The sequence below is a fragment of the Alcanivorax sp. 97CO-5 genome (assembly GCF_000524665.1).
GTDB lineage: Bacteria > Pseudomonadota > Gammaproteobacteria > Pseudomonadales > Alcanivoracaceae > Alcanivorax > Alcanivorax borkumensis.
Window position 1 is genome coordinate 121,771 of sequence record NZ_KI965903.1, and the last position, 23,635, is coordinate 145,405.

Here is a 23,635-nt window from a genome sequence, read left to right on the forward strand (position 1 = left end):
TTATGGTATTGACCCGCTTCGCACGCTGGCGCCGATTTTTTCCTTCCCTGTGGTGGACGGTCGCGACAGTTTTATTGCTGATGGCCGCTTACGTGGTGGTGGGGCGTCAGCTTATGTTGTTGGTGCCCGATTACCGTGAGCGCCTTGAGCAGATATTTGAAGACCGCATCCAGACCCCACTAACCATTGCCGAGCTGAACGGAACCATGTCCGGGTTGGTGCCACAATTTGTGGCTCGCCAGATTCGCCTGCCAGCCCCCGAAGGCGAAGCGCCTTTGGTGCTGGGCGAAGTGGTGCTTAGCATCGATGTCTTGCGCTCCTTGTGGCACCGGGATCTGGTGCTTGAAGAGCTCAGTGTGCGCGGTGTCGATTTGAGTCTGGTGCGCGGCGATGACGGCAAGATTCGTCTACGAGGGTTGGATGTGCTTGGGCAAAGTGACCCTGATAATCGTCCACCGTTGGAACGTATTCTAAAATTGTTTTATCGACAGCAATTACTGTCGATCAGCGATGCCCGGCTGTCTTTAGAGTGGCCAGGAATGCCACCGTTGGCAGCATCCGAGCTGGATGCCACCATGACCAACGATGGTGACGAACATCGGCTGGCGGTGCGGGTGGAGGCCCGTGATCGGCCCCTGTCTTTGCTGGCAAAAATTCACCTGCATGAAGATGCCTACACGTTGGATCAAGTGGATGCGGATATTTTTACTCGCTTTGAAGGCAAGCGGCTGAACGAATGGTTGCCTCAAATCGACGCCATGCCGCTGGAACTGGGCTCGCTGGATGCGTCTGTAGCCCTATGGGGGACACTGCAGGGGGGGGAGCCTACCTCCGGGCAGCTGCAGGTTGATGTGCCTACACTGACACTATTCCAGGCAGATACAGTGTTGCCTTTGAGTGGCCTGTCGTTGCGGGCATCGCTGCTGCGTGAGGACCAGAAGGCCACGTTGTCGCTATCCAATTTGACAGGAAACTCACCTACCGGTCCGCTGACGCTGGGGGATATGGCGTTGCGATGGGAAACCCAGGGCGAGCGGCGTGAATGGCAGCTGCGGGCCAATGCGTTGCCCTTGCATGCCATAACTCAGCAATTCAAAGACTGGCCGTTTACGTTGCCGAAATTGGCCAGTGAATGGCGTGAAAAAATAGCGGTGGCGTCCCCCCGGGGAGTAGTGGAAGGGGTGTATCTGAGCGGTCATGCGCGAGACTTGGAGCAGTTTCAGGTGCGTTTTGCTGGGCTGGCGAGCGAGGCGGATGACAATATCCCTGGTGTTAAGGGGCTGAATGGCTGGGTGGCAGGGTCTCCGAATCAGGGGTTGGCGCACCTTTACAGTGACAATGTGTCGCTGCAATTACCGCGACTGTACGATCATGCACTGGGCGGCCAACTGGCCGGCGTGTTTGGTTGGCAGCGGGAGGGCGAGGCGCTCTCGGTGCGCTCCAGCCGCTTGCGGGTGGTGAACCCAGATGCCTACGGCGAAGCCATGATGGCCGTTACCTTGCGCCCGGGAGAAATTCCCGAGCTGCGTCTGGCCGCGGAAATTTACGATGGAAATGGCGCGCGGGCCAGTCACTACATTCCCCTGAAGCCGCTCCCGGATGGGCTGTCCGGGTGGTTGTCGCAAGCGATTGGCGATGGTCATCTTCAGCGCGGGCAATTGCTCTATCAGGGGCCGGTAAAAATCGACAAAAGTCGACAGCAGGACCGCACTTTTCAGATGCGCTATCAGGCCGACGATGTGCGCCTGTCGTTTCTGCCGGACTGGCCGGAGGCCACTGGTGTTAAGGCGGATGTGTGGGTTAATGGTCGTGAGGTGCAAGGAGTGGCCAGCCAAGGGAGCCTGTTGAATAGTCAGCTCACCGAGGTGCATGTAGACGTGCCCGCTTTTGATGATGAGAGCGGCCCCAGCGTGATTGTGGCCGGCCAAGTCAGTGGTCCGCTCGAAGACCTGGATACAGTGTTTCAGAACACGCCGTTGGCTGAGCAGCTCCCCCAAGAGGTAAAAGACTGGCGCTATCTGGGCGGTAACATGAAAGGGCAGCTGACCCTGAATATCCCACTCAAGAAAGGGTCGACCTCGCCCATGGTGATCGTGAATGCGTCCGTGGCTGATGGGCAGGTGGAAAACCGTGAGCGTAATTTGCTTATCACCGACGTACAGGCGCCGGTATATTTTCATTTGCGTAACGGGCTGCAAATGTCACGGCTTAGCGCCTCCACTTTGGGCGGCGAGGTGACGGGTAAATGGATTACCGGATCGGGTAAAAGCACGCTGACCTTGGATGGCGAAGTGCCGGTGGAGTCGTTGCGCAATTGGTTGGGCTTCGATTGGCTGGCGCCGGCCAGTGGCTCGTTACCGTTGGCTATGGCAATCCAAGTGCCTTGGCAGGGAAATTCTTTCGCCCTGCATGCCACCTCTTCACTTAAGGGCGTCATAGTGGATGCGCCTGTTCCGCTGGGGAAGACGGCCTCTCAATCGCGGAATCTGGCGCTGGACCTTACCCATAATGGTCAACATCTGGCGTTACAATATGGTGATACCGTGCGCGGCGCTTTCGCTCTTAATGAAACCGTGCGGGGTGGGGTTAGACTGGGTGTCGGTACTCCACACATCCCTGCTTCCGGCATCGATGTGCAGGGGCGGTTGGCTCGGGCCAGCGCGCAAGCGTGGATTGATTTCGTCAGCAATGAGTTGCTGCCAGCCATGGACTCGAACGCTTCGGGCGGTGGCGGTAATGGGGCCCAGCAGGGTGGGTTGAACAAGGTTAATGTGCAGGTGGCCACACTGGATTTGTTTGGTGTGGATGTGCCGGAGGCAAGTCTGTCCGTGTTGCCCCGTGCTAATGGTTGGGATCTGGCGTTGAGCAGCCCGTCCGTGGCCGGCTCGGTGGCCATCCCTGAAGGGTTTTCGGCCCGAGGCAAGGTACCGCTCGATCTATCCGTCTCGCGGATGAACCTGACTTTGCCAGACAGCGCTGATCCACAATCCGGCGCGCCCTTGTCGCCAATGGATTTGCCGTCGGTAAACGCCCGGTTAGCTAATTTGCGTATCGATGGCGAGGATTTTGGCCAGTGGCAGGCGGAACTACGCCCCACAGAGCAGGGGCTGCGAATCAATGATTTGCAAGGCCGTTGGCGGGCTAGCCGCATTCTGGGCACGGTGGACTGGACGGAGGATGACGGCGCCCAGTACACCCGCTTCAATGGCTCGCTGACGTCGGAGAATCTGGGCCGTTCATTGCGCGCCTGGGGGCTACCGGAAATGATTGAATCAGAAGATGCCACAGCCAAGGTGTCGCTAGGGTGGGCGCAATGGCCGTTGGCGCCAAACTATCTTGCCCTGAACGGTCAGGCCCGGGTTGATATTGGTGAATGCCGGATACCCGATACCGATACCAAAACGTCGTTCTTGCGGCTGTTGGGGATCCTTAATCTGGGCACCATCCAGCGTCGCTTGCGACTGGATTTCTCTGATCTGTATAAAAAAGGCTTGAGTTGCGACAGCATCACCGGGGACTTCGCCCTCGACGGGCCTCATGTGTCTACAAGCAACCTAGCGATTGATTCGCCTTCTGCGGCAATTCGCGTGAAAGGGACGATCAATCTTGAAAAAGAAACCCTGAACCATCAAATGGAAGTCACGTTGCCCCTGTCCAGTAACTTGTATGCTGGGTGTTTGGCTGGACCTGCTGCGTGTGCCGGTATCTTTGTGGTAGAGCGAATATGGGGCGATGAATTGGACAAGACCGCGACCATGGAGTACCGAGTAAGTGGTAGCTGGTCGGGCCCCGATGTGTCTGAGACAGAAGGGATTTTCGAATGATGGAGCCAGATGCCGTGGTACACGTTGCTGCAATACAGATGACCAGCGTAGAAAGTGCAAAGGCCAATCTAGAGCAGGCTGCTCAGCTGTTACAGGAGGCCCATGACCAGGGCGCTAGCCTAGCGGTGCTGCCGGAAAATTTTGCTGGTTATGGCGTCGATTATCGAGCACTGGCCGCTGAGTATGAAAGGTTGGAACAGTGGCTGTGTGAGCAGGCATCCCGGTTGGGTATGGCGATTATTGGCGGTAGCATCCCTTCGTTGACCCGTCCTGACGGAGAACCCGTGTCGGCGCCACGGGTGCGTACTCGCTCTTTGGCGGTTTCGTCTGAAGGTCAGGTGGTAGGTCGTTACGACAAGCTGCATCTGTTTGATGCCCAGGTACACGATGCCCAGGGCCAATACAGAGAATCGGATTTTTTCGAGCCAGGTGAAGCCATCGTTACCGCGCCGCTTGGCGGTGTTCAAGTTGGCCTGGCGATTTGCTACGACCTGCGTTTTCCCGCGCTGGCTCAGCGGCTGACGAGTGCCGGGGCAGAACTGTTGGTATACCCGTCCGCGTTCACCGCGGTAACCGGTAAGGCGCATTGGGAGCTGCTGCTGCGAGCGACGGCGGTGCAGACGGGCTGTTATGTGCTGGGCGCCAACCAGTGTGGGCAACATAGCCCGCGTCGTGCCAGTTACGGCCATTCCATGCTAGTGTCACCCTGGGGTGACGTGGTAGCAAGTCTGGGGAATGCACCGGGTGTACTTGTGACGCCGTTGGACCTTGCTACCTTGTATGAGCTTCGGCAGCGTATGCCGGTGCAACAGCATCAACGATTACGTATTGAAGGCCCCTATGACACGAACTGATGACGTTCTTTCTATTGCAGAATCGGTGCTGCTTGCACCTGCTAATCTGAACACCCAGCACCTGGCTTCACTGCTGAATAACAAACTCACCGGGCAGGCGGATTACGCTGATATTTATTTTCAGCATAGTCGTCATGAGGCGTGGGTTCTTGAAGATGGCATCGTTCGCGATGCCAGTTTCAATACCGAGCGAGGTGCCGGTGTCCGTATTGTGCAGGGAGAAAAAACCGGTTTTGCCTACAGCGATGACATTACCTTGGCTGCTTTGCAGCAGGCCAGCGGCGCGGCCCGGGCGATTACCCAGCAAGGTCAGGATCGCCAAATTCAGCTGGCCAGCCGTGCAGCCCCGCCCGCCCGCTATGGCGCCATGGATCCGTTGCTAGACTGGCCAGCAACAGAGAAGGTAGCCCTGTTGCAGCGTATCGATGCAATGGCCCGGTCACTGGACCCGGCCATTGTCGAAGTAACGGCCAGCCTCAGTGCCGAGCAGGATGTGGTGATGGTGGTGGCTAGCGACGGCACGCTGGCCGCGGATGTGCGTCCGTTAATTCGCTGCAATGTGAGCGTGATTGCTGAACGTGCAGGGCGCCGTGAGCGTGGTAGTGCCGGCGGCGGTGGGCGGGTTGCCTACGATTGGTTGTTGCAAGAAGAGCGTATTGAAACCTGGACTAGGGAAGCAGTGCGCGGTGCGCTGCTGAATTTAGAGGCAGAAGCGGCGCCAGCCGGCACCATGCCGGTGGTGCTGGGGCCGGGTTGGCCTGGCGTGTTGTTGCATGAAGCGGTTGGGCATGGACTAGAAGGCGATTTTAATCGCAAGGGTACGTCCATGTTTGCTAAAAAAATGGGCGAACAGGTGGCGTCACCACTGTGCTCCGTGGTGGATGACGGCACCTTGATGGACCGCCGTGGTTCCCTGAATGTGGACGATGAAGGGACGCCTTCCGCTTGCAACACGCTGATCGAGAACGGCAAGTTGGTAGGCTACATGCAGGATAAAACTAATGCTCGGTTAATGGGGGTGGCTCCTACCGGTAATGGTCGCCGTGAATCCTATGCGCACCTGCCTATGCCTCGCATGACCAATACTTACATGTTGCCAGGCGAGAGTGATCCGCAGGACATCATTGCCAGCCTGGACCGTGGCATCTATGCGGTGAACTTTGCCGGAGGGCAAGTGGATATTACTTCCGGGCGTTTTGTGTTTTCCACCAGCGAGGCGTACCTGGTAGAGAAAGGGAAAATTGTTTGCCCGGTGAAAGGCGCCACCTTGATCGGCAGTGGTGCGGAAGTCATGCGCGGTATTTCCATGGTCGGCAATGACCTGGCGCTGGATTCTGGAATTGGCGTGTGCGGTAAAGATGGTCAATCCGTGCCGGTGGGGGTAGGGCAGCCGACGCTGCGCGTGGATGCTTTGACCGTCGGAGGCACGGCCTGATGTCCCAGGTGCTGGATATTCTGTCGCGTATGCGGCTGTTTGCCGGTCTGAGCGAGGACGAATTAGCAATATTGGAAAAACTAGTGTTCGTCAATCGGGTGCCAGTGGGTGATGTGGTTTGCCGCGAAGGGGACCGTAGCGATTTTGTTTGTTTTGTGGTGCGAGGTTGCCTGGATATTGTGAAGAACAATGAGGGAGGCGGTGAAGTGGTGATTGCCCACCTGCGACCCGGTGATTGCATGGGGGAAATGGCATTGGTGGATCATGAGCCACGGTCGGCAACGGTGCGTGCCGCAGAAGACGCTACTTTGATTGTGTTGACCCGCAAAGGGATTGAACAGTTACGCAAACGCAGCCCTCATGCGGTGAGCTTGGTGATGGAAAATATTGCTCGCCTGTTATGCACTCACCTGCGTCGTACATCGTCCCAGCTGGCACAATTTAAACTGCCGGTGGGTTAATGAAGAGCCGTTGCTTATGAGAACGCTTTGTCTGTTTGTGTGGCTAATGTTGCTGGCGGCCTGTGATCCGGGACAGTTACCTGCGGATGTGCGCCTGCCCGATGGCGCTGTGTATGAAGGTGATGTAAAGAGCAATTTGTTTCACGGTGAGGGCACTCTGACTTGGCCCGGTGGCCGGCGTTATAAAGGGGAGTTTCAGGACGGGCTAATGACCGGCGAGGGTCGGTTGGAGGAACGCGACGGTTGTGTTCAGGAGGGCCAGTTCGTTAATGGTGTTCTTAATGGCGAAGGCGCTTACACCTGCCAAGATGCTTCTTGGCAGGGAGAGTTCAAAGATGGCGAACTGATTAAAGGCTCAGTGGAATATCTGGATGATAATTCCTACCAGGGTGAATTTCGCGATTTTCAACCCCATGGGCAGGGGCTGTGGGTTACTGCATCCGGGGAGCAGTTTGAAGGGACATTCGCCGATGGCTACATGGTCAAAGGTTCCTACCGCAACGATGAAGGCTATCATTATCAGGGTGAATTTGATTTTTTTACCTTCGAGGGAAAAGGTGTTTTGACACGCCCGGACGGCGCCGTGATTCGGGCCGATTTTGAAAAGGGCAAAGCGCAAGGCCCTGGTACCCGCACTCGTTTCAATGATGGAGGAACGGCGGTGGTGGAAAAGGGTTTTTTTGTGCGAGGTGATTATTACCCTAGCGAAAAGGCCTGGCGTCAGCGTAAGCAGCGGCAGGCGGCAGCCATGGAAGCGAGGCTGTACACGGAATCAAGCCGTTTGCAGTCGGTGTTGTCGTCACTGGCGCCCCAGCGGCCGGGCGTGCGTGATGTCTATTTATTGGTGGTGGGCGGAGATGGCACTGAAGCGGTGTTTGCCCGTGAAGTGGATTGGGTCGCACAACGGCTGGACTCTGTGTTTAATTTGAAGCGGCGGCACGTGCGTTTGATTAATGGGGGCAGTGATGATTTGCCCTTGGCCACCCGTACTAGTATCCAGGAAAGCCTTAAAGCGCTGGATGCCTTGATGGACCCAAATGAAGATCTGTTACTGATGCATGTTGTTAGCCACGGATCGCCCAACGGGGATTTGGTACTGGATGATAAGAGCCTCAAGCTCAATAATCTTTCTGTTGCTGATGGTAAGGCGTGGCTGGATGAGCTTGCTGCTCGTCATCAATGGCTGGTGGTGTCGGCCTGTTACTCGGGTAAATGGGTGGAAAGCTTGGCTTCACCGGAGCGAGTGGTGTTTTCCTCTGCTGCGGCGGACCGTACCTCGTTTGGTTGTGGTGATGATTCCGAGCGAACTTGGTTCAGTAAGGCGCTGTATGGCGAAGCAATGCTGGCCGGGGTCCAAGACCCCGACGCCTGGTTTGAGGCGGCTGAAGAAAATGTCTCGCTCATGGAAAAGGAGCGGGGCACCGAAGATGACGACCTATCCTTGCCCCAGAAATCCGTCGGCGGGAACTTCTTGCAATGGTGGCAGGCGGATAAAACTGCAGTGGTGATTCCGGTAAGGCCCTGACTCCACTTGCAAGTCTACTCGTGGAGTCAGTACAGCGGTGCGGTTTTATCCAGCTGGTTGAGGTAATTGATCAGTTTGCGGCGTTCGCGTTTGAATTTGTCTTTTTCTGCCGTGGAAGCCGTGGCCGGATCTTCGACTTGAGCTTTCAGGGCATTGCGCGTGAGATTGCGTAGTTGCTGACGGTCGCCGTGAGGAAAGAATTCCAAAATTTGTTGTAGGGTGGCTCCCGCGTCTTTCAGCTGTTCACATGCAACAATCTGCTCGACCCAGTTGCTGAGCCGCTGTTGTCGAAAGGGATCATTGAGCAATTCCAATGCTTTGATAATCTGTTCGCTGTTAGTCTCGCGGATGAGCCGGCCGATGTATTGAGCGTGACGTCGGCGGGCCTCATGACTGGTGATGCGGGTAGCTTCAGCCAGCGCATATTGCAGATCGTCACGCAGGGGCAAGCGTTCGCGCTCTACCTGTTTCATGTCCATCAGTAACAGACCCAGTTCTTGCAAGGCATTGTCTTCGCGTTTTTGCTGGCCCTTGCTGGTGATTTGCTCGTCGCTATACTCGGTCATAACTGTTTAATACCCATCAATGGAACCGCTATTTTATGTCTGATTCCTCCGCAACGACAGCCGAACTCGACAATACGCAGCTAGAACAGGCAAAAGATACTGCTGCCTGGCTGATAGAAGAGGCAAAACGCCAGGGCGCCGATGCGGCGGAAGTGGGTGTGAGCCTGTCCCAGGGCTATTCGGTAAATGTGCGCCAGGGAGAGGTGGAGACGGTGGAATTCCACCGTGACCGTGGGGTTTCCGTCACCGTGTATAAGGGTCTGCGTAAAGGTCACGCCAGTAGCTCCGACGATAATCGTGACAGTTTGCGCGATACCTTAGCGGCGGCCACGGCCATTGCTGGTTACACCGAAGAGGATCGTTATGCGGGCCTAGCGCCAGCCAATCAGCTGGCTACCGACGTGGCGAACCTAGACCTGTACCACCCCTGGGCCATGGATACCCAATCCGCCATTGAGGACGCTCTGCATTGTGAAGCGGTAGCTCGTGATGACGCTCGTATCGTCAATTCAGAAGGGGCGTCAGTGAACAGTGGCGCTAGTCTAAGGGTGTATGCCACCTCGGAAGGTTTTCTACATGGCTATCGTGGCACTAACCATAGCCGCGTGTGCAGCGTCGTTGCAGAGGATGATGCCGGCATGCAGCGTGATTATTGGTATGACGGTGGACGGGTGGGTGATCAGTTGGCTTCAGCTGAAGAGGTGGGCCTGCGTGCTCGTGAGCGCGCGCTGGCTCGCCTGGGGGCACAAGTGCCGGAGACTGGTGAGCTGCCGGTGATTTTTGCGCCAGAGGTGGCTTCAGGTTTGCTCGGGCATCTGGTGTCTGCTATCAGTGGTGGTGCACTTTATCGCCGTAGTTCTTTTTTGCAGGATAGCCTGGGCAAGCCAGTGTTACCGGCCGGTTTTCAGCTAACGGAAAATCCTCACCTGCCGGCGGGTAACGCGTCAGCGCCTTTCGATGGAGATGGTCTGCCCACGCGGCCTCAAGCGTTTGTAGAAGATGGTGTGCTGAAACAGTATGCGTTGGGGCTCTATGCCAGCCGGCGGCTGAATATGGCTCCCACCGGCAATGGCGGAGGGGTACGTAATGTGCGTCTCACTGACACCGGTGATTCGCTGGCCGCGCTGATGGCCAAGGTTCCCAAAGGTATTCTAATTACCGAAGTCATGGGCCAGGGTATTAATTTGGTGACCGGGGATTACTCCCGTGGGGCAAGCGGTTTTTGGTTTGAGAATGGTGTTGTAAAAGGTGCACTACAAGAGTTTACCATTGCCGGCCATCTGGGAGAGATGCTCAGAGGCATCCAAGGGAGCGGTACGGATGTGGACTATCGCGGCAATATTGCCTGTGGGTCTCTGCTGCTGTCGCCCATTAAGGTTGCTGGCCGATAAGTTGCCCCTGTGATTCGTTTGTTTTTTGGCTAGGGGAAAGGCCAATAATGGCCTGCCTTCTTTGTCACGCTAGTAGGTGGGCATAGAGCACCGTGGCCAGGCCGAGGAAGGCAAAAAAGCCGACAATATCGGTAATGGTGGTCAGTACCACGGAGCCCGCCAGTGCCGGGTCTATGCCCAGCCGTTTCATGGTGATCGGCAGCAGGGCGCCGGCACTGGCGGCCATCACCAGGTTGATCACCATGGCGGCGGCGATGACCAAACCCAGATTCGGGTCGTTGAACCAGAGCCCGGCAGTAATGCCGATGACGGTAGCCCAAAGCAAACCGTTAATGGCGCCCACGGACAGTTCCTTGAACAGCAAGTAACGGGTGTTGTTGGACTGAATCTGACCCAGCGCCATGGCGCGGATTACCAGTGTCAGTGTTTGGCTGCCGGCAATGCCGCCCATGCTGGCGACGATGGGCATCAGAATCGCCAGAGCCACCACCTTTTCCAAGGTGGCTTCAAACAGGCCGATAACGGCGGAAGCGGCGAGTGCGGTGAGAAGATTGATGCCCAGCCATAGCGCCCGGCGGCGTGCGGTTTGCCACACGGAACCGAAGGTGTCTTCATCCTCATCTAGACCGGCCATGCTCATTAGAGAGTGGTCCGCTTCTTCACGGATGACGTCTACTACGTCATCAATGGTGATCCGACCCACCAGCATGCCGTCTTCGTCCACCACCGGGGCGGTGACCAAATCGTGGCGTTCGAAGATTTTTGCCACTTGGTGGGCGGGCAGGGTGGCAGTGATGGACTCTGTGTCGGTGATCATAGCTTCGCGCACAGTGGTGCCGGGATCACTGATCAGTACCTTGGTCAGTGGTAGCAGCCCGATGAACTGGTTTTTCCGGTTAACTACCGCCAGGTTATCCGTGGTGCGGGGGATTTCGCCGCGCCGACGCAGGTAGCGCTGTACCACTTCGAAGGTGATTTCCGGGCGCACGGTGATCACGTCCGTATTCATTAGGCCACCGGCGGTGTCTTCCGGGTAGCTGAGGACATGCTCGAGCCGTTCTCGGTTCTGAGCATCCAGGTTGGCCATGATTTGGGAGGTGACATGGTCCGGCAGCTCTTGCAGCAGGTCGGCTAAGTCGTCTGTGTCGAGGTCTTCGGCCAACGAGACCAGTTCGTCGGTGGACAGGTCACGCAGTAACTCCCCCCGCACTTCTTCGCCCAGGTACTGCAAGACTTCGGATTCCTGATCCTTATGCAGTAGTTGCCACAGAATTTCCCGTTCTCGTGGCGGCGAGGATTCCAGTAAATGTGCCGCTTCAGCGCCGGGCAGGTTATTGATCAGCTGGCGTACCTGCGTATAGGTCCCGCTGGCGAGGGCGCGGTTAATGGCTTTTAGATGCTGTTGGCTACGGCTGCTATCGGCGGGCATGAAAAATTCGTTAACCGTGAATCGTGAATCGTTAACAGCGGGAAAATACCGTGAGCGATGAGCGGGTGACTTTTTCGCACCTACTCATACGCAAAAAGCGAGCAAATTACACACTGCGGTGAAAGTCTCGAACCAGACATTAACAGCCCTTTTGTGCCGGTGGTACTGTTTTAGTGTTTAAAGATCAAAGGTTAACGGGTTTTTACGCTTTATCGACCGGTGATTGAAGAGAGCGATTATGGCCACGCCCTTCGGGTCCTCCTGGGTGGCACGGCCCCTTTGCTGCACGTCATTAACAACAAGGCGCGTGCCTACAAAAGTGCGCCCTTTGAGGGGCGCGCCTTCTGTGCTTTGAATGAGGTGTAGAGTGCGCTCCTGCCTGAAACACTGAGCGGGTAAGGAATTTTTTGAGGTGCCCTAATAGTATTTGCGAATTAGCTGATGCATTTTTCCGTGTTAGCACTTGATCGCGAAGTAGGCGTGTTTACGCTTTCGCGCATACGCTGCGTGCAGCACAGGTTACCTACGGCGGTTGGGACGTCAGGCGCAGATAACAAATGTGAGGGCCTAAACTGTCCAGTCGTTCTGGCATGGGTGACCTGCAAGAGATCTCCATTATTGCATCAGCGGGCTGTTGGAGTCGGGGTCGAGCTGAAAGCCCTTCACCCCGATGTCAGCTTCCAAGGCTAGTAGATAGTGGCGCAAGGCGCGCCGGGTAGCCTGTTCTGTGAGGGTATGACGGACTCGCTCTTCCACTTGTTCGTAGGGTAGTGGGCGGCTTTCTCTACGTTCAATAATGTGTACCACATGCCAGCCATAACGGGTAGGAAGGGGGCGGGCATGCAATCCTTCAGGCAAGCGCTGTAACACCTTGTCCAGCTCCGGAATGGTTTGTCCAAGCTGTAGCCAGCCCAGTTCGCCGCCTTGATCCTTCGAAGGGCACTGTGAAAAACGCTGGGCCAGTTCGGGGAATCGCTGGGGGGCGTCGCGCAGTTGCTGGATCAACTTTTGTCCCTGGTGGTATTGGCTGTCGCGGGAACGGGCGTCGTCAGGGCCTGCGGCTAGCAGAATGTGCCGGGTAAGCACCTGGCAAGGCTCGCTGAAACGATCAATTTCTACTTTATGGAAGCGGCGGCAGTCCTCATCCTGAGGCTTTGGCACGGTGAGCTCCCGTTCCAACAGGGCGCTAATGACGGCTTCATCTCCCTCACAGTCGATAGCCAGGCCCATGGTTTGGGCCTGCTGTAATAGTAGCTGACGGACCACCAATGCCCGTGCTGCATTGTGCTGCGCCTGATTAAGATCGGTAGCCGGGTGATACTGCATTTCCTGGGCTATCTCGTCTTGGGTGATGGTTTGGTCGCCCACGGTAATTAGGGGCAGGGCATTGGGGGCTTCCACTTGATGGGTATCAATTCTTTTCATGGTTGCCTCTATTGGTGTGATTATCCGCGGCGACGAACAATTTGGTAGCGGCGGAACAGGTAGCCCAGCGGCACGCTCCATACATGCACTAGGCGGCTGAAGGGAAAGAGCAAAAAGAGGGTGAGCCCGATAAGGATATGAATCTTGTAGACCCAGTTGATGCCTTGCAGGTGAACCGCTGCATTACCTTTAAAGAAAACGATGGACTGTGCCCAGTTTGCCAGTTGCAGCATAACCCCACCGTCGAGATGATCCATGGCGGGAATAATAGTGCCCAGCCCTAACGTGACCTGCACCACGAGTAGAAAAATGATGAAGGTATCCATTGCGCTGGATGTGGCACGTACACGGGGATTGGACAGTCGTCGCCAGAGCAGCATGGCGCCACCGATGAAACAAAAAATGCCGGCGATGCCGCCCACCAGTATCGCCATAATTTGCTTGTTTCCCGGACTAATAATCCATTCGTAGGCCCAGTGCGGGGTCAGTAATCCCACTAGATGGCCGAAGAAAATCACCAGAATGCCCACATGGAAGCAGTTGCTGGCCAGGCGCATGTGGCGGCTGGAAAGCATCTGGCTGGAACCGGTTTTCCATGTGTACTGGCCGTGATCGAAGCGCATCAGGCTGCCGACCAGAAATACGGTGACGGCAAAGTAGGGGTAAAGACCGAACAGGACGGTATTCAGATATTGGGAGAGGTTATCCATGGTGCCCTCCAGCCGCAGGGCGGGTGGAATCCTTAATGGTGACTGTTTGAGTCTGCACGCGGTGACGGTGCTGGGTCAGGTGTTGTTGCTGGGGGGTTTGGCTGCCGCAATCTTGATTTGAGTCCGCATGGAACCGAACAGTCTCTTCCTCCCAGACCGCATCCAGTGCCTCGGGGGTATGATCCGGTTTTTCCTCACTGACGGTTTGGCGATGGAGGGCCACGTCTTGCTCGGCACCAATCAGTGCGAGCAGGGTGCTGGTAACGAGTGCGTGCGGTGCATCGCGTTCTTCCAGCCGAGCGGTAAGAAGGGCCAGAATGTGACGAATATCGCCAAGCCACTGGCCGATGGTGGTTTCGTCACGTGTGGACAAGTATTCCAGAAACAGCGGCAGGTAATCAGGCAGTTCCCGACTATCGAGTATCAGCCCAGCCTGCGCGTATTCATTGATCAGGTCGACCATGGCTTGTCCACGGTCACGCGATTCGCCGTGAACATGCTCGAATAGCAGTAGAGAGGTGGAGCGCCCCTTGTCGAACAGGGCCACGTACTCCGCTTGCTGGTCGAGCAGCTCATTATGTTGGATTTGTTCACACCAGGCGTTTAATGCCTGTTTGCGCTTGGCGCACAGGCGCGGATCAGCCTGGATGATGGCCTGCATCGCTTCGCTGGCGTCTTGCAGTTCAGCCTGGGGGTAATCCAGCAGCCGGGCTAGCACCCGTAGGGTGCGTTGAATGGGCTCATTCATGGGGGCTCTCCTGCGGGTCATAGGTCTGGGGGCTGACCAGAGTGCGTGTTTGCGGGCGGGCTCCGAAGAGGTTGCTTTTGCTTTGGCCGCTGTGGCAACCGTCGCCGAAACTGAAACCGCAGCCGCCGCGTTCCGGAAAGGCTTCACGCGCCTGTTCGCGGTGGCTGGAGGGAATCACGAAGCGATCTTCATAGTTGGCGATGGCCAGATAGCGATACATTTCTTCCACCTGCTGTTCACTTAGGCCTACGGCATCAACGACTTCCTTATTGATGTGACCTTCCACATGCTTGTCACGCATGTAAACTCTCATGGCCATCAGGCGCTTGAGGGCCAGCACTACGGGTTGTTCTTCACCCGCGGTGAGCATATTTGCTAGATACCGCACTGGAATTCGTAAGGACTCGATACGCGGCAGTACACCGTCGTATTCGATCTTGCCGGCTTGCGCAGCTGACTGGATTGGGGAGAGTGGAGGGACATACCAGACCATGGGCAAGGTGCGATATTCCGGGTGAAGGGGCAGGGCGAGCCCCCAGTCCATGGCTAGTTTGTACACAGGCGAAGCCTGGGCTGCGGCAATGACGTTGTCAGAGATTCCGTCGCGTTGTGCCTGGGCGATGACTTCTGGGTTGTTGGGATCAAGGAAAATATCCCGTTGTCGATGGTATAGGTCGCGTTCGTCGGCGGTGCTCGCTACCTCGGAAATCCGGTCGGCATCGTAGAGCAGTATGCCTAGATAACGAATGCGGCCAACACAGGTTTCCGAACAGACAGTGGGCTCCCCTGCTTCGATACGTGGGTAGCAGAAGATGCATTTCTCTGATTTTCCGCTTTTCCAGTTGTAGTAAATTTTCTTGTAGGGACAGCCCGATACGCACATGCGCCAGCCGCGGCACTTGTCCTGGTCAATCAATACGATGCCATCTTCTTCTCGCTTGTAGATAGCGCCACTGGGACAGGAGGCAACACAGGTAGGGTTTAGGCAGTGCTCGCATAGCCGTGGCAAATACATCATGAAGGTGTTTTCAAACTGGCCGTAGATGTCTGCCTGAACTTGTTCGAAGTTGATGTCTTTGCGGCGTTTGGCAAACTCGGTGCCGAGGATTTCTTCCCAGTTGGGACCCCATTCTATTTTTTTTATACGTTTGCCAGTAATTAGCGATCGGGGCCGTGCAACGGGTTGATGCTTGCCGGCCTTGGCCGTATGCAGGTGCTGATAGTCAAAATCGAAGGGCTCGTAATAGTCATCAATTTCCGGTAAATCCGGGTTGGCAAATAGGTTGGCCAACACTCGCCACTTGCCGCCGATACGCGGCTCGATTTTCCCATCGCCACGCCGCCGCATCCATCCACCGTTCCACTTTTTTTGATTTTCCCATTCTTTCGGGTAGCCAATGCCCGGTTTTGTTTCCACATTATTGAACCAGGCGTATTCCACACCTTCCCGGCTGGTCCATACGTTTTTGCAAGTGACGGAACAGGTATGACAGCCAATGCACTTGTCGAGATTGAGCACCATGCCGACCTGGGAGCGAATTTTCATTTTACGGCCTCTTGTATGCTGTCGTGACCTTCACCGTCCAGCCAGTTCACATTGCGCATTTTGCGGACCATGACGAATTCGTCGCGGTTGGAACCGACGGTGCCGTAGTAGTTAAATCCGTAGGCTAGTTGAGCGTAGCCACCGATCATGTGGGTGGGTTTAGGGCAGACTCTGGTTACAGAGTTATGAATGCCGCCACGGGTGCCGGAGATTTCTGAGCCAGGCACGTTCACATTGCGCTCCTGGGCGTGATACATCATTACCATGCCGTCCTTTACCCGCTGACTGACTACTGCGCGGGCAGCGATGGAGCCATTGGCGTTGTACAGTTCAACCCAGTCGTTGTCGGCCACACCAATGTCAGCAGCATCACTTTCGGATAGCCATACCACTGGGCCTCCGCGATTTAGCGTCAGCATTAGCAGGTTGTCACTGTAAGTGGAGTGAATGCCCCACTTCTGGTGCGGCGTCAGGAAATTGAGAGCCTTCTCTGGGTTGCCGTTGGGCACGCTGAATGCACTGGCCACGGCTTTGGTGTCGATGGGCGGACGGTAAACCAGCAGGCTTTCACCAAAAGCTCGCATCCAGGGGTGGTCTTGGTAGAGTTGCTGGCGGCCAGTGAGGGTTCGCCAAGGGATCAGCTCGTGCACATTGGTGTAGCCTGCGGTGTAGGAGACGTGCTCATCCTCTAAACCTGACCAGGTAGGGCTGGAGATAATTTTACGCGGTTGCGCGACAATATCTCGGAAACGAATTTTTTCTTCTTCTTTAGGGCGCGCCAAGTGTGCGTGTTCTCGACCGGTAAATTCTGATAATGCCTGCCAGGCTTTTATGGCGACCTGGCCATTGGTTTCTGGTGCAAGAGAGAGGATGACTTCGGCGGCGTCAATGGCGGTTTCAATTTTTGGCCGCCCTTTGGCAGGGCCGTCCTGCTTGGTGTGATTGAGTTCGCCGAGGAACTGGATTTCCTTGTCGGTGTTCCAGGAGATGCCCTTGCCGCCATTGCCTAGTTTATCCAGTAACGGTCCCAAGGCGGTGAAACGCTCATAGGTGGCGGGGTAGTCCCGCTTGACTTCAACCAGTGAAGGCATGGTCTTGCCGGGGATCAGGTCACATTCGCCTTTTTTCCAGTCCTGTACGCAGCTTTGCGATAGTTCTGACGGGGCGTCGTGTTGTAGTGGCAGAGTGACCACGTCGGTTTCTTCATCCAGATGACCGGGGCACAGTTGTGAAAAAGTGCGGGCGATACCTTTGTAAATTTCCCAGTCGCTGCGCGATTGCCAAGCCGGATCGGTGGCTGCGGTGAGTGGGTGAATAAAAGGGTGCATGTCTGAGGTGTTCAGGTCGTTTTTTTCGTACCAGGTGGCCGTGGGCAGAACAATGTCGGAATACAGGCAGGTGGTGGACATGCGGAAATCCAGCGTGGTGAATAGATCCACCTTGCCCTCCGGTGCCTGCTCGACCCAGTCCACCTCCATGGGCTTGTTGCCATCCATTTCTCCCAGGTCCTTGCCTTGAAGACCATGGCGGGTGCCAAGTAAGTACTTGAGCATGTATTCGTGGCCTTTGCCGGAGCTGCCCAGAAGATTGGAGCGCCAGACGAACATGTTGCGTGGAAAGTTTTTTGGGTCATCCGGTTGTTCAGCGGCAAAACGCAGGTTGCCAGACTTGAGCTGTTCCACTACATAATCTGTAACGGGTTTTCCTGCCGCTTGTGCCTCCCGGGCAATCTGTAACGGGTTGCGCCCGAGTTGGGGGGCTGAAGGCAGCCAACCCATGCGTTCGGCGCGTACATTGAAATCCACCAGGCTGCCCTGGTAATCCTCTGGTTTGGCCAGCGGCGATAGCAGCTCGCTGACGTCCAACTTTTCGTAACGCCACTGGCTTGAATGATTATAGAAAAACGAGGTGCCGTTCATGTGTCGGGGCGGACGGGTCCAATCCAGGCCAAAGGCCAGAGGCAACCAGCCGGTTTGCGGACGCAGTTTTTCTTGGCCTACATAATGGGCCCAGCCGCCGCCGCTCTGACCAATACAGCCACACAGGATCAGCATGTTGATCAGCCCTCGGTAATTCATGTCCATGTGGTACCAGTGGTTCATGCCGGCACCGACAATGATCATGGAGCGGCCCCGAGTCTTGTCAGCGTTGTCGGCGAACTCCCGGGCAATCCGTGCTACTTGTTCAGCGGGGACCCCGGTAATTTGTTCTTGCCAAGCGGGGGTGTAAGGTTTGAGTTGGCGGTAATGGGTGGCACCGTCATCGTCTCCGAACCCTCGGTCGATGCCATAGTTTGCACACATCAGATCAAACACGGTGACTACCAGCGCCTGTCGCCCATCTGCTAGGGATAGTTGCTTGGCGGGCAGCGAGTGGTGGAGGATGTCGTCACCGGCCACGTGATTGAAATGTTCACGTGCGATGCCGCCGAAATAGGGGAACGCCACTTTGGCGATGTTGTCATGGTGATCGGCCAGAGTGAGTAGTGGCGTGATGCTATTGCCGGCGGCGTCTAGTGGTTCTAGGTTCCATTTTCCCTTTTCGCCCCAACGGAAACCAATGGAGCCTCGCGGAACCGCTGGGGCATCTCGGGCAGGGTCCCACACCACGGTTTTCCATTCCGGGTTGTTGTCCTGTCCGAGGGATGCGTCGAAATCACTGGCGCGGAGTTGACGACCGGGAACGTAGCTGCCGTCGTCACGGGGTTCCAGTTCCACCAGGAAGGGCATGTCGGTGTAGCGCCGTACATAGTCTGTGAAATATTCACTGGGATTGTTGAGATGGAATTCCTTGAGGATGACATGCCCCATCGCTAACCCCAGGGCGGCATCTGTGCCCTGCTTGGCGCTCAGCCATTCGTCACACAATTTGGAAACTTCGGCATAGTCGGGCGTGATGGCCACGGTCTTGGTGCCTTTGTAGCGTACTTCGGTGAAGAAGTGAGCATCCGGGGTCCGGGTTTGAGGTACGTTGGAGCCCCAGGCAATGATATAGCCACTGTTGTACCAGTCGGCGGATTCTGGCACATCGGTCTGTTCGCCCCAGGTTTGTGGGCTGGCGGGGGGGAGGTCGCAGTACCAGTCGTAGAAGGACAGGCAGACCCCGCCGATCAGTGACAGGTAGCGAGCCCCGGAAGCATAGGACACCATGGACATGGCTGGGATCGGAGAAAAACCGATGATCCGATCAGGTCCATATTGTTTGGCGGTATAAATGTTAGCCGCGGCAATGATGCGGTTCATTTCGTCCCAGTCGCCGCGCACAAAACCGCCCATACCGCGGGCTTGTTTGTATTGCTGCGCTTTGTCCGGGGTTTCCACGATGGAAGCCCATGCATCCACTGGATCGCAGTGTTCCTTAAGGGCGTCGCGCCACAATTTCAGCAAGGTCTGTCGAATTAGGGGGTACTTTAGGCGATTGGCGCTGTATAGGTACCAAGAATAACTGGCCCCACGTGGACAGCCTCGGGGTTCATGATTAGGTAAGTCGGGGCGAGTACGGGGGTAATCCGTTTGCTGAGTTTCCCAGGTCACCAGGCCGTTTTTGACGTAGATTTTCCAGCTGCAGGATCCGGTACAGTTCACTCCATGGGTAGAGCGCACGATTTTGTCGTGCTGCCAGCGGCTTCGATAGCCGTCTTCCCAATGCCGGTCCTCGTCACGGGTCTCCCCGTGTTTGTCTGAAAAGTCGGTTGGTTTTTTTCCCAAGTACTTCAGACGATCGAGAAAGTGGCTCATGGATGCTCTCCCTATGGATGTTGAATATCAGGCGCTCAACACGGAATCTCAGCCTTCTTGCGTGTGTAGTAGAACCAAGTAATACCCAGGCACAACACGTAAAAGAGAATGAAACCGTACAGCGCCACATTGGCATTACCGCTTAGACTCAGTGATGTGCCGAACGCCTTGGGGATGAAGAAGGCCCCGTAGGCGGCGATAGCCGAGGTGAAGCCTACGGTAGCCGCTGATTCACGCTCGATTTGAATACGCTGCTGGTCTTGCGGTAGCGAAGGCATGATGCGCGGGATCGAGATGGAGAAAATGGTGGGGATCATTTGGAACGTGCTGGAGTTGCCTACCCCGGAAACGAAGAACAGCCACAGGAACATGAAAAAGAAACCCTGAAAACTTTCTTTTTGCAGGAAAAACAGCGTCCCGATCACGCCAACGATCATGCCGATAAAGACCCATAATGTGACCTTGCCGCCGCCAAAGCGGTCGGCAACGCCGCCGGAAAATGCGCGGCTAAGGGCGCCAACCAGTGGGCCAAGAAAGGCATACTTGAGTGCATCGACTTCTGGGAACAGGTTGGCGCTGAGTAACGGGAAGCCGGCGGAAAAGCCGATAAAACTGCCAAACGTTCCGGTGTAGAGCACGCACATTAGCCAATTGTGCTTACGCTGGAAAATGGTGGCTTGGTCTTTAAACGAAGATTGCGCACTGGCGATATCGTTCATTCCAAACCAGGCGGCAATGGTTGCCAAGACAATGAAGGGAACCCAGACAAAGGCGGCGTTCTGCAACCATATGGCGTCGTTGCTAGCGGTAATTTGTGGGCCACCTGCCACGAAGCTGAATACCCCGGTGGTGATGATCAGGGGCACCACAAATTGCATCAGGCTGACCCCCAAGTTTCCTAGCCCAGCATTAAGGCCCATGGCCTTGCCTTTCTCATGCTTGGGATAGAAGAAAGAAATGTTGGCCATGCTGGAAGCAAAGTTGCCGCCACCAAAACCGCATAGCAGAGCCAGGATCAGCATGACCAGGTAAGAGGTGTTTGGGTTTTGCACTGCCACACCAATCCACAATGCCGGCAGCAGTAGTGACGCGGTGGAAAGAGCGGTCCAGCGCCGCCCGCCAAATATTGGCACCATAAAGCTGTAGAAGATTCGCAGAGTCGCCCCGGATAACCCGGGCAGAGCAGCGAGCCAGAACAGTTGGTTGGGGCTGTAGTCAAAGCCCACGCTGGGTAATTTGGCAACGACCACAGACCACACCATCCACACTGAAAATGCCAGTATCAGGCAAGGAATGGATATCCATAGGTTGCGCTGAGCAATACGCTTGCCTTGTTCTTCCCAGAAGGCGGGTTCTTCCGGACGCCAGTCATCCAGTACGAATGCTTTTGGGGTAGAGAGCTCGGGCAGGTCGCGGCTTTGTATATCTTCGCCCAGTTCTATTCTGTTGGCGCGCAGAATGGAGTAATGCATCCACAGTAGCGCAAAGGCCGAGACTAGGAACAGCAGCATGAAGCTGCTTTGCCAGATGCCAATGACATCGTTGAGCATGCCGAAGGTGAGAGGCAGCAGGAAGCCGCCGAGCCCGCCGACCATGCCCACCAGGCCGCCCACGGTACCCACATTGTTGGGGTAGTAGGCCGGGATGTGTTTGAACACTGCCGCTTTACCCAGGGACATGAAAAAGCCCAATACCATAGTTAGGGGAATAAAGCCGATCAGTCCCATGGCCATGGAGAAGCGTAATTTTCCGTTGACGCCATCAATCACGTAGTCGGTGGGTGGGTAGCTGAGCAGGAAGCAGCACAGTACTGACACGACTAGGGTCCAGTACATCACTTTTCGGGCCCCGTAGCGGTCGGACAGCCAGCCTCCCAGAATCCGGAATAGTGAGGCGGGAATGGTGTACAGGGCGGCCACAACACCTGCGACAGTAATGCTCAAGCCGTAGACTTCCACCAGGTAGTGAGGCAACCACAACGCTAGAGCGACGAAGCCACCAAACACAAAGAAGTAATAGAGGGAAAAGCGCCATACTCGTAGTTCGCCAAGCGGAGCAAATTGCTCTTTAAGAGAGACCGGGTTGGCAGCACGCTGCTGGCTTAGGGGGTCAGTGCGGGCGAACAGCAGAAAAAATATCCCGCTGGCGGCGATAACTACCGCGTAAAGCTGGGCGGTACCGGTCCAGCCCAAGGCCAGTAGCAGGGAGGGCGCGCACAGGCTAGTGATTGCCGAGCCCACATTGCCGGCCCCGAAGATGCCCAGCGCGGTACCTTGTTTCTCGGGGGGATACCAGGCGGAAGTGTAAGCCACCCCAACAATAAAGGAGCCACCGGCTAGGCCAACGCCCAGCGCACCGAGCAGTAGTAACCAGTAGGTGTTGGCCAGAGACAGCAGGAAGACAAAGACGCCAGTGAGCAGCATCAGCAGACTGAACACCTTGCGGCCGCCAAAACGATCGGTTAGGTAACCAAGAAATAATCGGCTGATGGAGCCGGTAAGCACTGGGGTTGCCATGAGCAGGCCCAGCTGGGTATCGGTGAGGTTCAGTTCATCCTTAATCTGTAACCCGAGTATGGACAGCATTGTCCATACTGCAAAACAGAGGGTGAACGCAAAGGTCGAGAAAACTAGCGCGCGGCGTTGCTCCGCACGTGCCATTCCTTCTGCAACCATAGGACCTCCCTGCCTCATGGTTGTATGACGGGGGCGGCTTGTTAACAAGCCTGTTTAGGATAGTTACAGCTGCAAAGGCGGGAGCGCAATAAGTGATCGATATAAACCCTGTATACGATACAAAACCTTGATCTGCGTCTATTCTCCTTCGTCAAAACGGCGAGAGAACAAGTCTTTCAGTTCGTCCATAGCCTGTTGTTCATCATCGCCCTCCACTCGAAAGGTGATGCGGCTTCCCTTGGCCGCCCCGAGCATGAGCAAGCCCATGATGCTTTTCGCGTCGATGGTCTGCGTTTTGTGCAGTACCAGGATGCTGCTGTTGTAGCGTGATGCCACGCTGACTACTTTGGCGGCAGCGCGGGCATGCAGGCCGAGTTTGTTGATTACATCGAGTTGTTTTTCAATCATCGGTCATCTTGTGGTCGGAGGAGGTGGCTGCTTGCTGGGTTAGAGTTCCCTATGGCGGACCTGAAGGACAATGCCTTCTGCGCGCAGATTTTTTGCCAGCTGTTCGGTGATGAAGACGGAGCGATGGCGGCCGCCGGTGCAACCGATCGCCACGGTGACATAGCTGCGGTCGCTGTTGGCAAAGGCCGGTAGCCAGCGCACAACGAAATCGCCAATATCTTTGAGCATGTCGTGACTGGCCTGGTGCTGGCTAAGAAACTCGATAATGCAGTCATCCTTGCCGGTGAAAGGACGCAGGTCTGCATGCCAGTGAGGATTGGGCAGCACTCGCACATCGAACACAAGGTCGGCATCGGTGGGCAGGCCATTCTTGAAGCCAAAGGATTCCAGTTGCAATGACAGTGTGGCTTCACGGCGAGCTACCCGTTCACGCATGAGATTGCGCAGGGTGTGGACGTCATGGTTGCTGCTGTCGATGACTAGGTCGGCACGTTGGCGGATGTTGGCCAGTAGCTCACGTTCATGGCCGATGGCGTCGGCCAGAGAGCGTTGATCGGTGCCCAGTGGGTGGCGGCGACGGGTAGCGCTGAAGCGAGTAAGAAGAGTGTGATCATCCGCATCTAAGTAGATGATTTCGCTGCGAACCTGCTGTTCATTAAGTGCGTGAAGAATGTTGTCGAAGGCCAGTAACTGGGCGGGGAGGTTGCGAGCATCAATACCAACGGCGACCCGCTCAATTGGGGGGTCGCCTTCACTGAGTTGTTTTGCCAGGGTGGGTAGCATGCCGACAGGCAAGTTGTCGACGCAGTAAAAGCCTTGATCTTCCAGTGCCTGCAGCGCGGTGGTTTTCCCTGAACCGGAGCGCCCACTGATAATGGTGAGTTTCATGGTTGCACCGCTC

Annotated in this window: 16 protein-coding genes; 6 read left to right on the forward strand and 10 right to left on the reverse strand. The window is 56.0% G+C overall.

The features are described 5' to 3' along the window. The first annotated feature begins 2 nt into the window (after nucleotides 1–2). Genes Y017_RS09945 through Y017_RS09965 form a run of 5 tightly spaced genes read left to right on the forward strand, consistent with a single transcriptional unit; the run spans nucleotide 3 to nucleotide 8,099 of the window. Entirely contained in the window at nucleotides 3–3,824 is a 3,822-nt protein-coding gene (locus tag Y017_RS09945) for a YhdP family protein (RefSeq protein ID WP_035460569.1), read from the forward strand. Next, nucleotides 3,821–4,678, forward strand: coding sequence for a carbon-nitrogen hydrolase family protein (locus Y017_RS09950; RefSeq protein WP_051428752.1), 858 nt, complete (start codon nucleotides 3,821–3,823; stop codon nucleotides 4,676–4,678). Before Y017_RS09945 ends, Y017_RS09950 begins: the two co-directional genes overlap by 4 nt. Continuing rightward, a complete protein-coding gene (gene tldD, locus Y017_RS09955) occupies nucleotides 4,665–6,113 on the forward strand; it encodes a metalloprotease TldD (RefSeq protein WP_035460571.1) in 1,449 nt (482 codons plus the stop codon). Before Y017_RS09950 ends, tldD begins: the two co-directional genes overlap by 14 nt. After that, a complete protein-coding gene (locus tag Y017_RS09960; protein ID WP_011587823.1) occupies nucleotides 6,113–6,574 on the forward strand; it encodes a Crp/Fnr family transcriptional regulator in 462 nt (153 codons plus the stop codon). Before tldD ends, Y017_RS09960 begins: the two co-directional genes overlap by 1 nt. A gap of 16 nt (nucleotides 6,575–6,590) precedes the next feature. Then, complete coding sequence (locus tag Y017_RS09965; protein WP_035460572.1) at nucleotides 6,591–8,099, forward strand: C13 family peptidase; 1,509 nt, start codon at nucleotides 6,591–6,593, stop codon at nucleotides 8,097–8,099. Between the two features lie 26 nt (nucleotides 8,100–8,125). On the opposite strand, the gene yjgA is transcribed toward Y017_RS09965, so the two are convergent. Beyond that, nucleotides 8,126–8,665 (reverse strand): ribosome biogenesis factor YjgA, encoded by a 540-nt coding sequence (yjgA, locus tag Y017_RS09970; protein WP_011587825.1) that lies wholly within the window; start codon nucleotides 8,663–8,665, stop codon nucleotides 8,126–8,128. 35 nt (nucleotides 8,666–8,700) lie between these two features. Between yjgA and pmbA the strand changes: the two genes are divergently transcribed. After that, nucleotides 8,701–10,056, forward strand: a complete 1,356-nt coding sequence (pmbA, locus tag Y017_RS09975) for a metalloprotease PmbA (RefSeq protein ID WP_035460573.1) — start codon at nucleotides 8,701–8,703, stop codon at nucleotides 10,054–10,056. Nucleotides 10,057–10,120: 64 nt separating this feature from the next. Here the strand turns inward: pmbA and mgtE are convergent, their stop codons facing one another. The 9 genes from mgtE to rapZ all read right to left on the reverse strand — a co-directional run bounded on the left by mgtE (nucleotide 10,121) and on the right by rapZ (nucleotide 23,622). After that, nucleotides 10,121–11,485: a magnesium transporter gene (gene mgtE, locus Y017_RS09980; protein WP_011587827.1), complete on the reverse strand. Its 1,365-nt coding sequence runs from the start codon at nucleotides 11,483–11,485 to the stop codon at nucleotides 10,121–10,123. Between the two features lie 615 nt (nucleotides 11,486–12,100). Next, a complete protein-coding gene (locus Y017_RS09985) occupies nucleotides 12,101–12,910 on the reverse strand; it encodes a peptidylprolyl isomerase (protein WP_011587828.1) in 810 nt (269 codons plus the stop codon). A gap of 20 nt (nucleotides 12,911–12,930) precedes the next feature. Further along, on the reverse strand, nucleotides 12,931–13,620 hold the full coding sequence (gene narI / locus Y017_RS09990; protein ID WP_035460575.1) for a respiratory nitrate reductase subunit gamma: 690 nt from the start codon (nucleotides 13,618–13,620) through the stop codon (nucleotides 12,931–12,933). Beyond that, nucleotides 13,613–14,368, reverse strand: a complete 756-nt coding sequence (gene narJ, locus Y017_RS09995) for a nitrate reductase molybdenum cofactor assembly chaperone (protein WP_035460577.1) — start codon at nucleotides 14,366–14,368, stop codon at nucleotides 13,613–13,615. The genes narI and narJ overlap by 8 nt, the downstream gene beginning before the upstream one ends. Then, complete coding sequence (gene narH, locus Y017_RS10000; protein WP_035460579.1) at nucleotides 14,361–15,914, reverse strand: nitrate reductase subunit beta; 1,554 nt, start codon at nucleotides 15,912–15,914, stop codon at nucleotides 14,361–14,363. Before narH ends, narJ begins: the two co-directional genes overlap by 8 nt. Beyond that, nucleotides 15,911–19,651 (reverse strand): nitrate reductase subunit alpha, encoded by a 3,741-nt coding sequence (locus Y017_RS10005; protein WP_035460582.1) that lies wholly within the window; start codon nucleotides 19,649–19,651, stop codon nucleotides 15,911–15,913. Before Y017_RS10005 ends, narH begins: the two co-directional genes overlap by 4 nt. Nucleotides 19,652–19,686: 35 nt before the next feature. Further along, complete coding sequence (locus Y017_RS10010; RefSeq protein WP_035460585.1) at nucleotides 19,687–22,326, reverse strand: MFS transporter; 2,640 nt, start codon at nucleotides 22,324–22,326, stop codon at nucleotides 19,687–19,689. A gap of 138 nt (nucleotides 22,327–22,464) precedes the next feature. Further along, nucleotides 22,465–22,734 carry an HPr family phosphocarrier protein gene (locus Y017_RS10015; RefSeq protein WP_011587834.1) on the reverse strand — a complete coding sequence of 90 codons (270 nt, stop codon included), beginning with the start codon at nucleotides 22,732–22,734 and terminating at the stop codon, nucleotides 22,465–22,467. 39 nt (nucleotides 22,735–22,773) lie between these two features. Next, nucleotides 22,774–23,622, reverse strand: coding sequence for an RNase adapter RapZ (gene rapZ / locus Y017_RS10020; RefSeq protein WP_011587835.1), 849 nt, complete (start codon nucleotides 23,620–23,622; stop codon nucleotides 22,774–22,776). Nucleotides 23,623–23,635: the final 13 nt, after the last annotated feature.

Bases quoted from the DNA above. Each gene is read 5' to 3' on its own strand.
- Y017_RS09945 (WP_035460569.1), top strand. From the start codon at position 3: ATGGTATTGACCCGCTTCGCACGCTGGCGCCGATTTTTTCCTTCCCTG.
- Y017_RS09950 (WP_051428752.1), top strand. From the start codon at position 3,821: ATGATGGAGCCAGATGCCGTGGTACACGTTGCTGCAATACAGATGACC.
- tldD (WP_035460571.1), top strand. From the start codon at position 4,665: ATGACACGAACTGATGACGTTCTTTCTATTGCAGAATCGGTGCTGCTT.
- Y017_RS09960 (WP_011587823.1), top strand. From the start codon at position 6,113: ATGTCCCAGGTGCTGGATATTCTGTCGCGTATGCGGCTGTTTGCCGGT.
- Y017_RS09965 (WP_035460572.1), top strand. From the start codon at position 6,591: ATGAGAACGCTTTGTCTGTTTGTGTGGCTAATGTTGCTGGCGGCCTGT.
- yjgA (WP_011587825.1), bottom strand. From the start codon at position 8,665: ATGACCGAGTATAGCGACGAGCAAATCACCAGCAAGGGCCAGCAAAAA.
- pmbA (WP_035460573.1), top strand. From the start codon at position 8,701: ATGTCTGATTCCTCCGCAACGACAGCCGAACTCGACAATACGCAGCTA.
- mgtE (WP_011587827.1), bottom strand. From the start codon at position 11,485: ATGCCCGCCGATAGCAGCCGTAGCCAACAGCATCTAAAAGCCATTAAC.
- Y017_RS09985 (WP_011587828.1), bottom strand. From the start codon at position 12,910: ATGAAAAGAATTGATACCCATCAAGTGGAAGCCCCCAATGCCCTGCCC.
- narI (WP_035460575.1), bottom strand. From the start codon at position 13,620: ATGGATAACCTCTCCCAATATCTGAATACCGTCCTGTTCGGTCTTTAC.
- narJ (WP_035460577.1), bottom strand. From the start codon at position 14,368: ATGAATGAGCCCATTCAACGCACCCTACGGGTGCTAGCCCGGCTGCTG.
- narH (WP_035460579.1), bottom strand. From the start codon at position 15,914: ATGAAAATTCGCTCCCAGGTCGGCATGGTGCTCAATCTCGACAAGTGC.
- Y017_RS10005 (WP_035460582.1), bottom strand. From the start codon at position 19,651: ATGAGCCACTTTCTCGATCGTCTGAAGTACTTGGGAAAAAAACCAACC.
- Y017_RS10010 (WP_035460585.1), bottom strand. From the start codon at position 22,326: ATGGTTGCAGAAGGAATGGCACGTGCGGAGCAACGCCGCGCGCTAGTT.
- Y017_RS10015 (WP_011587834.1), bottom strand. From the start codon at position 22,734: ATGATTGAAAAACAACTCGATGTAATCAACAAACTCGGCCTGCATGCC.
- rapZ (WP_011587835.1), bottom strand. From the start codon at position 23,622: ATGAAACTCACCATTATCAGTGGGCGCTCCGGTTCAGGGAAAACCACC.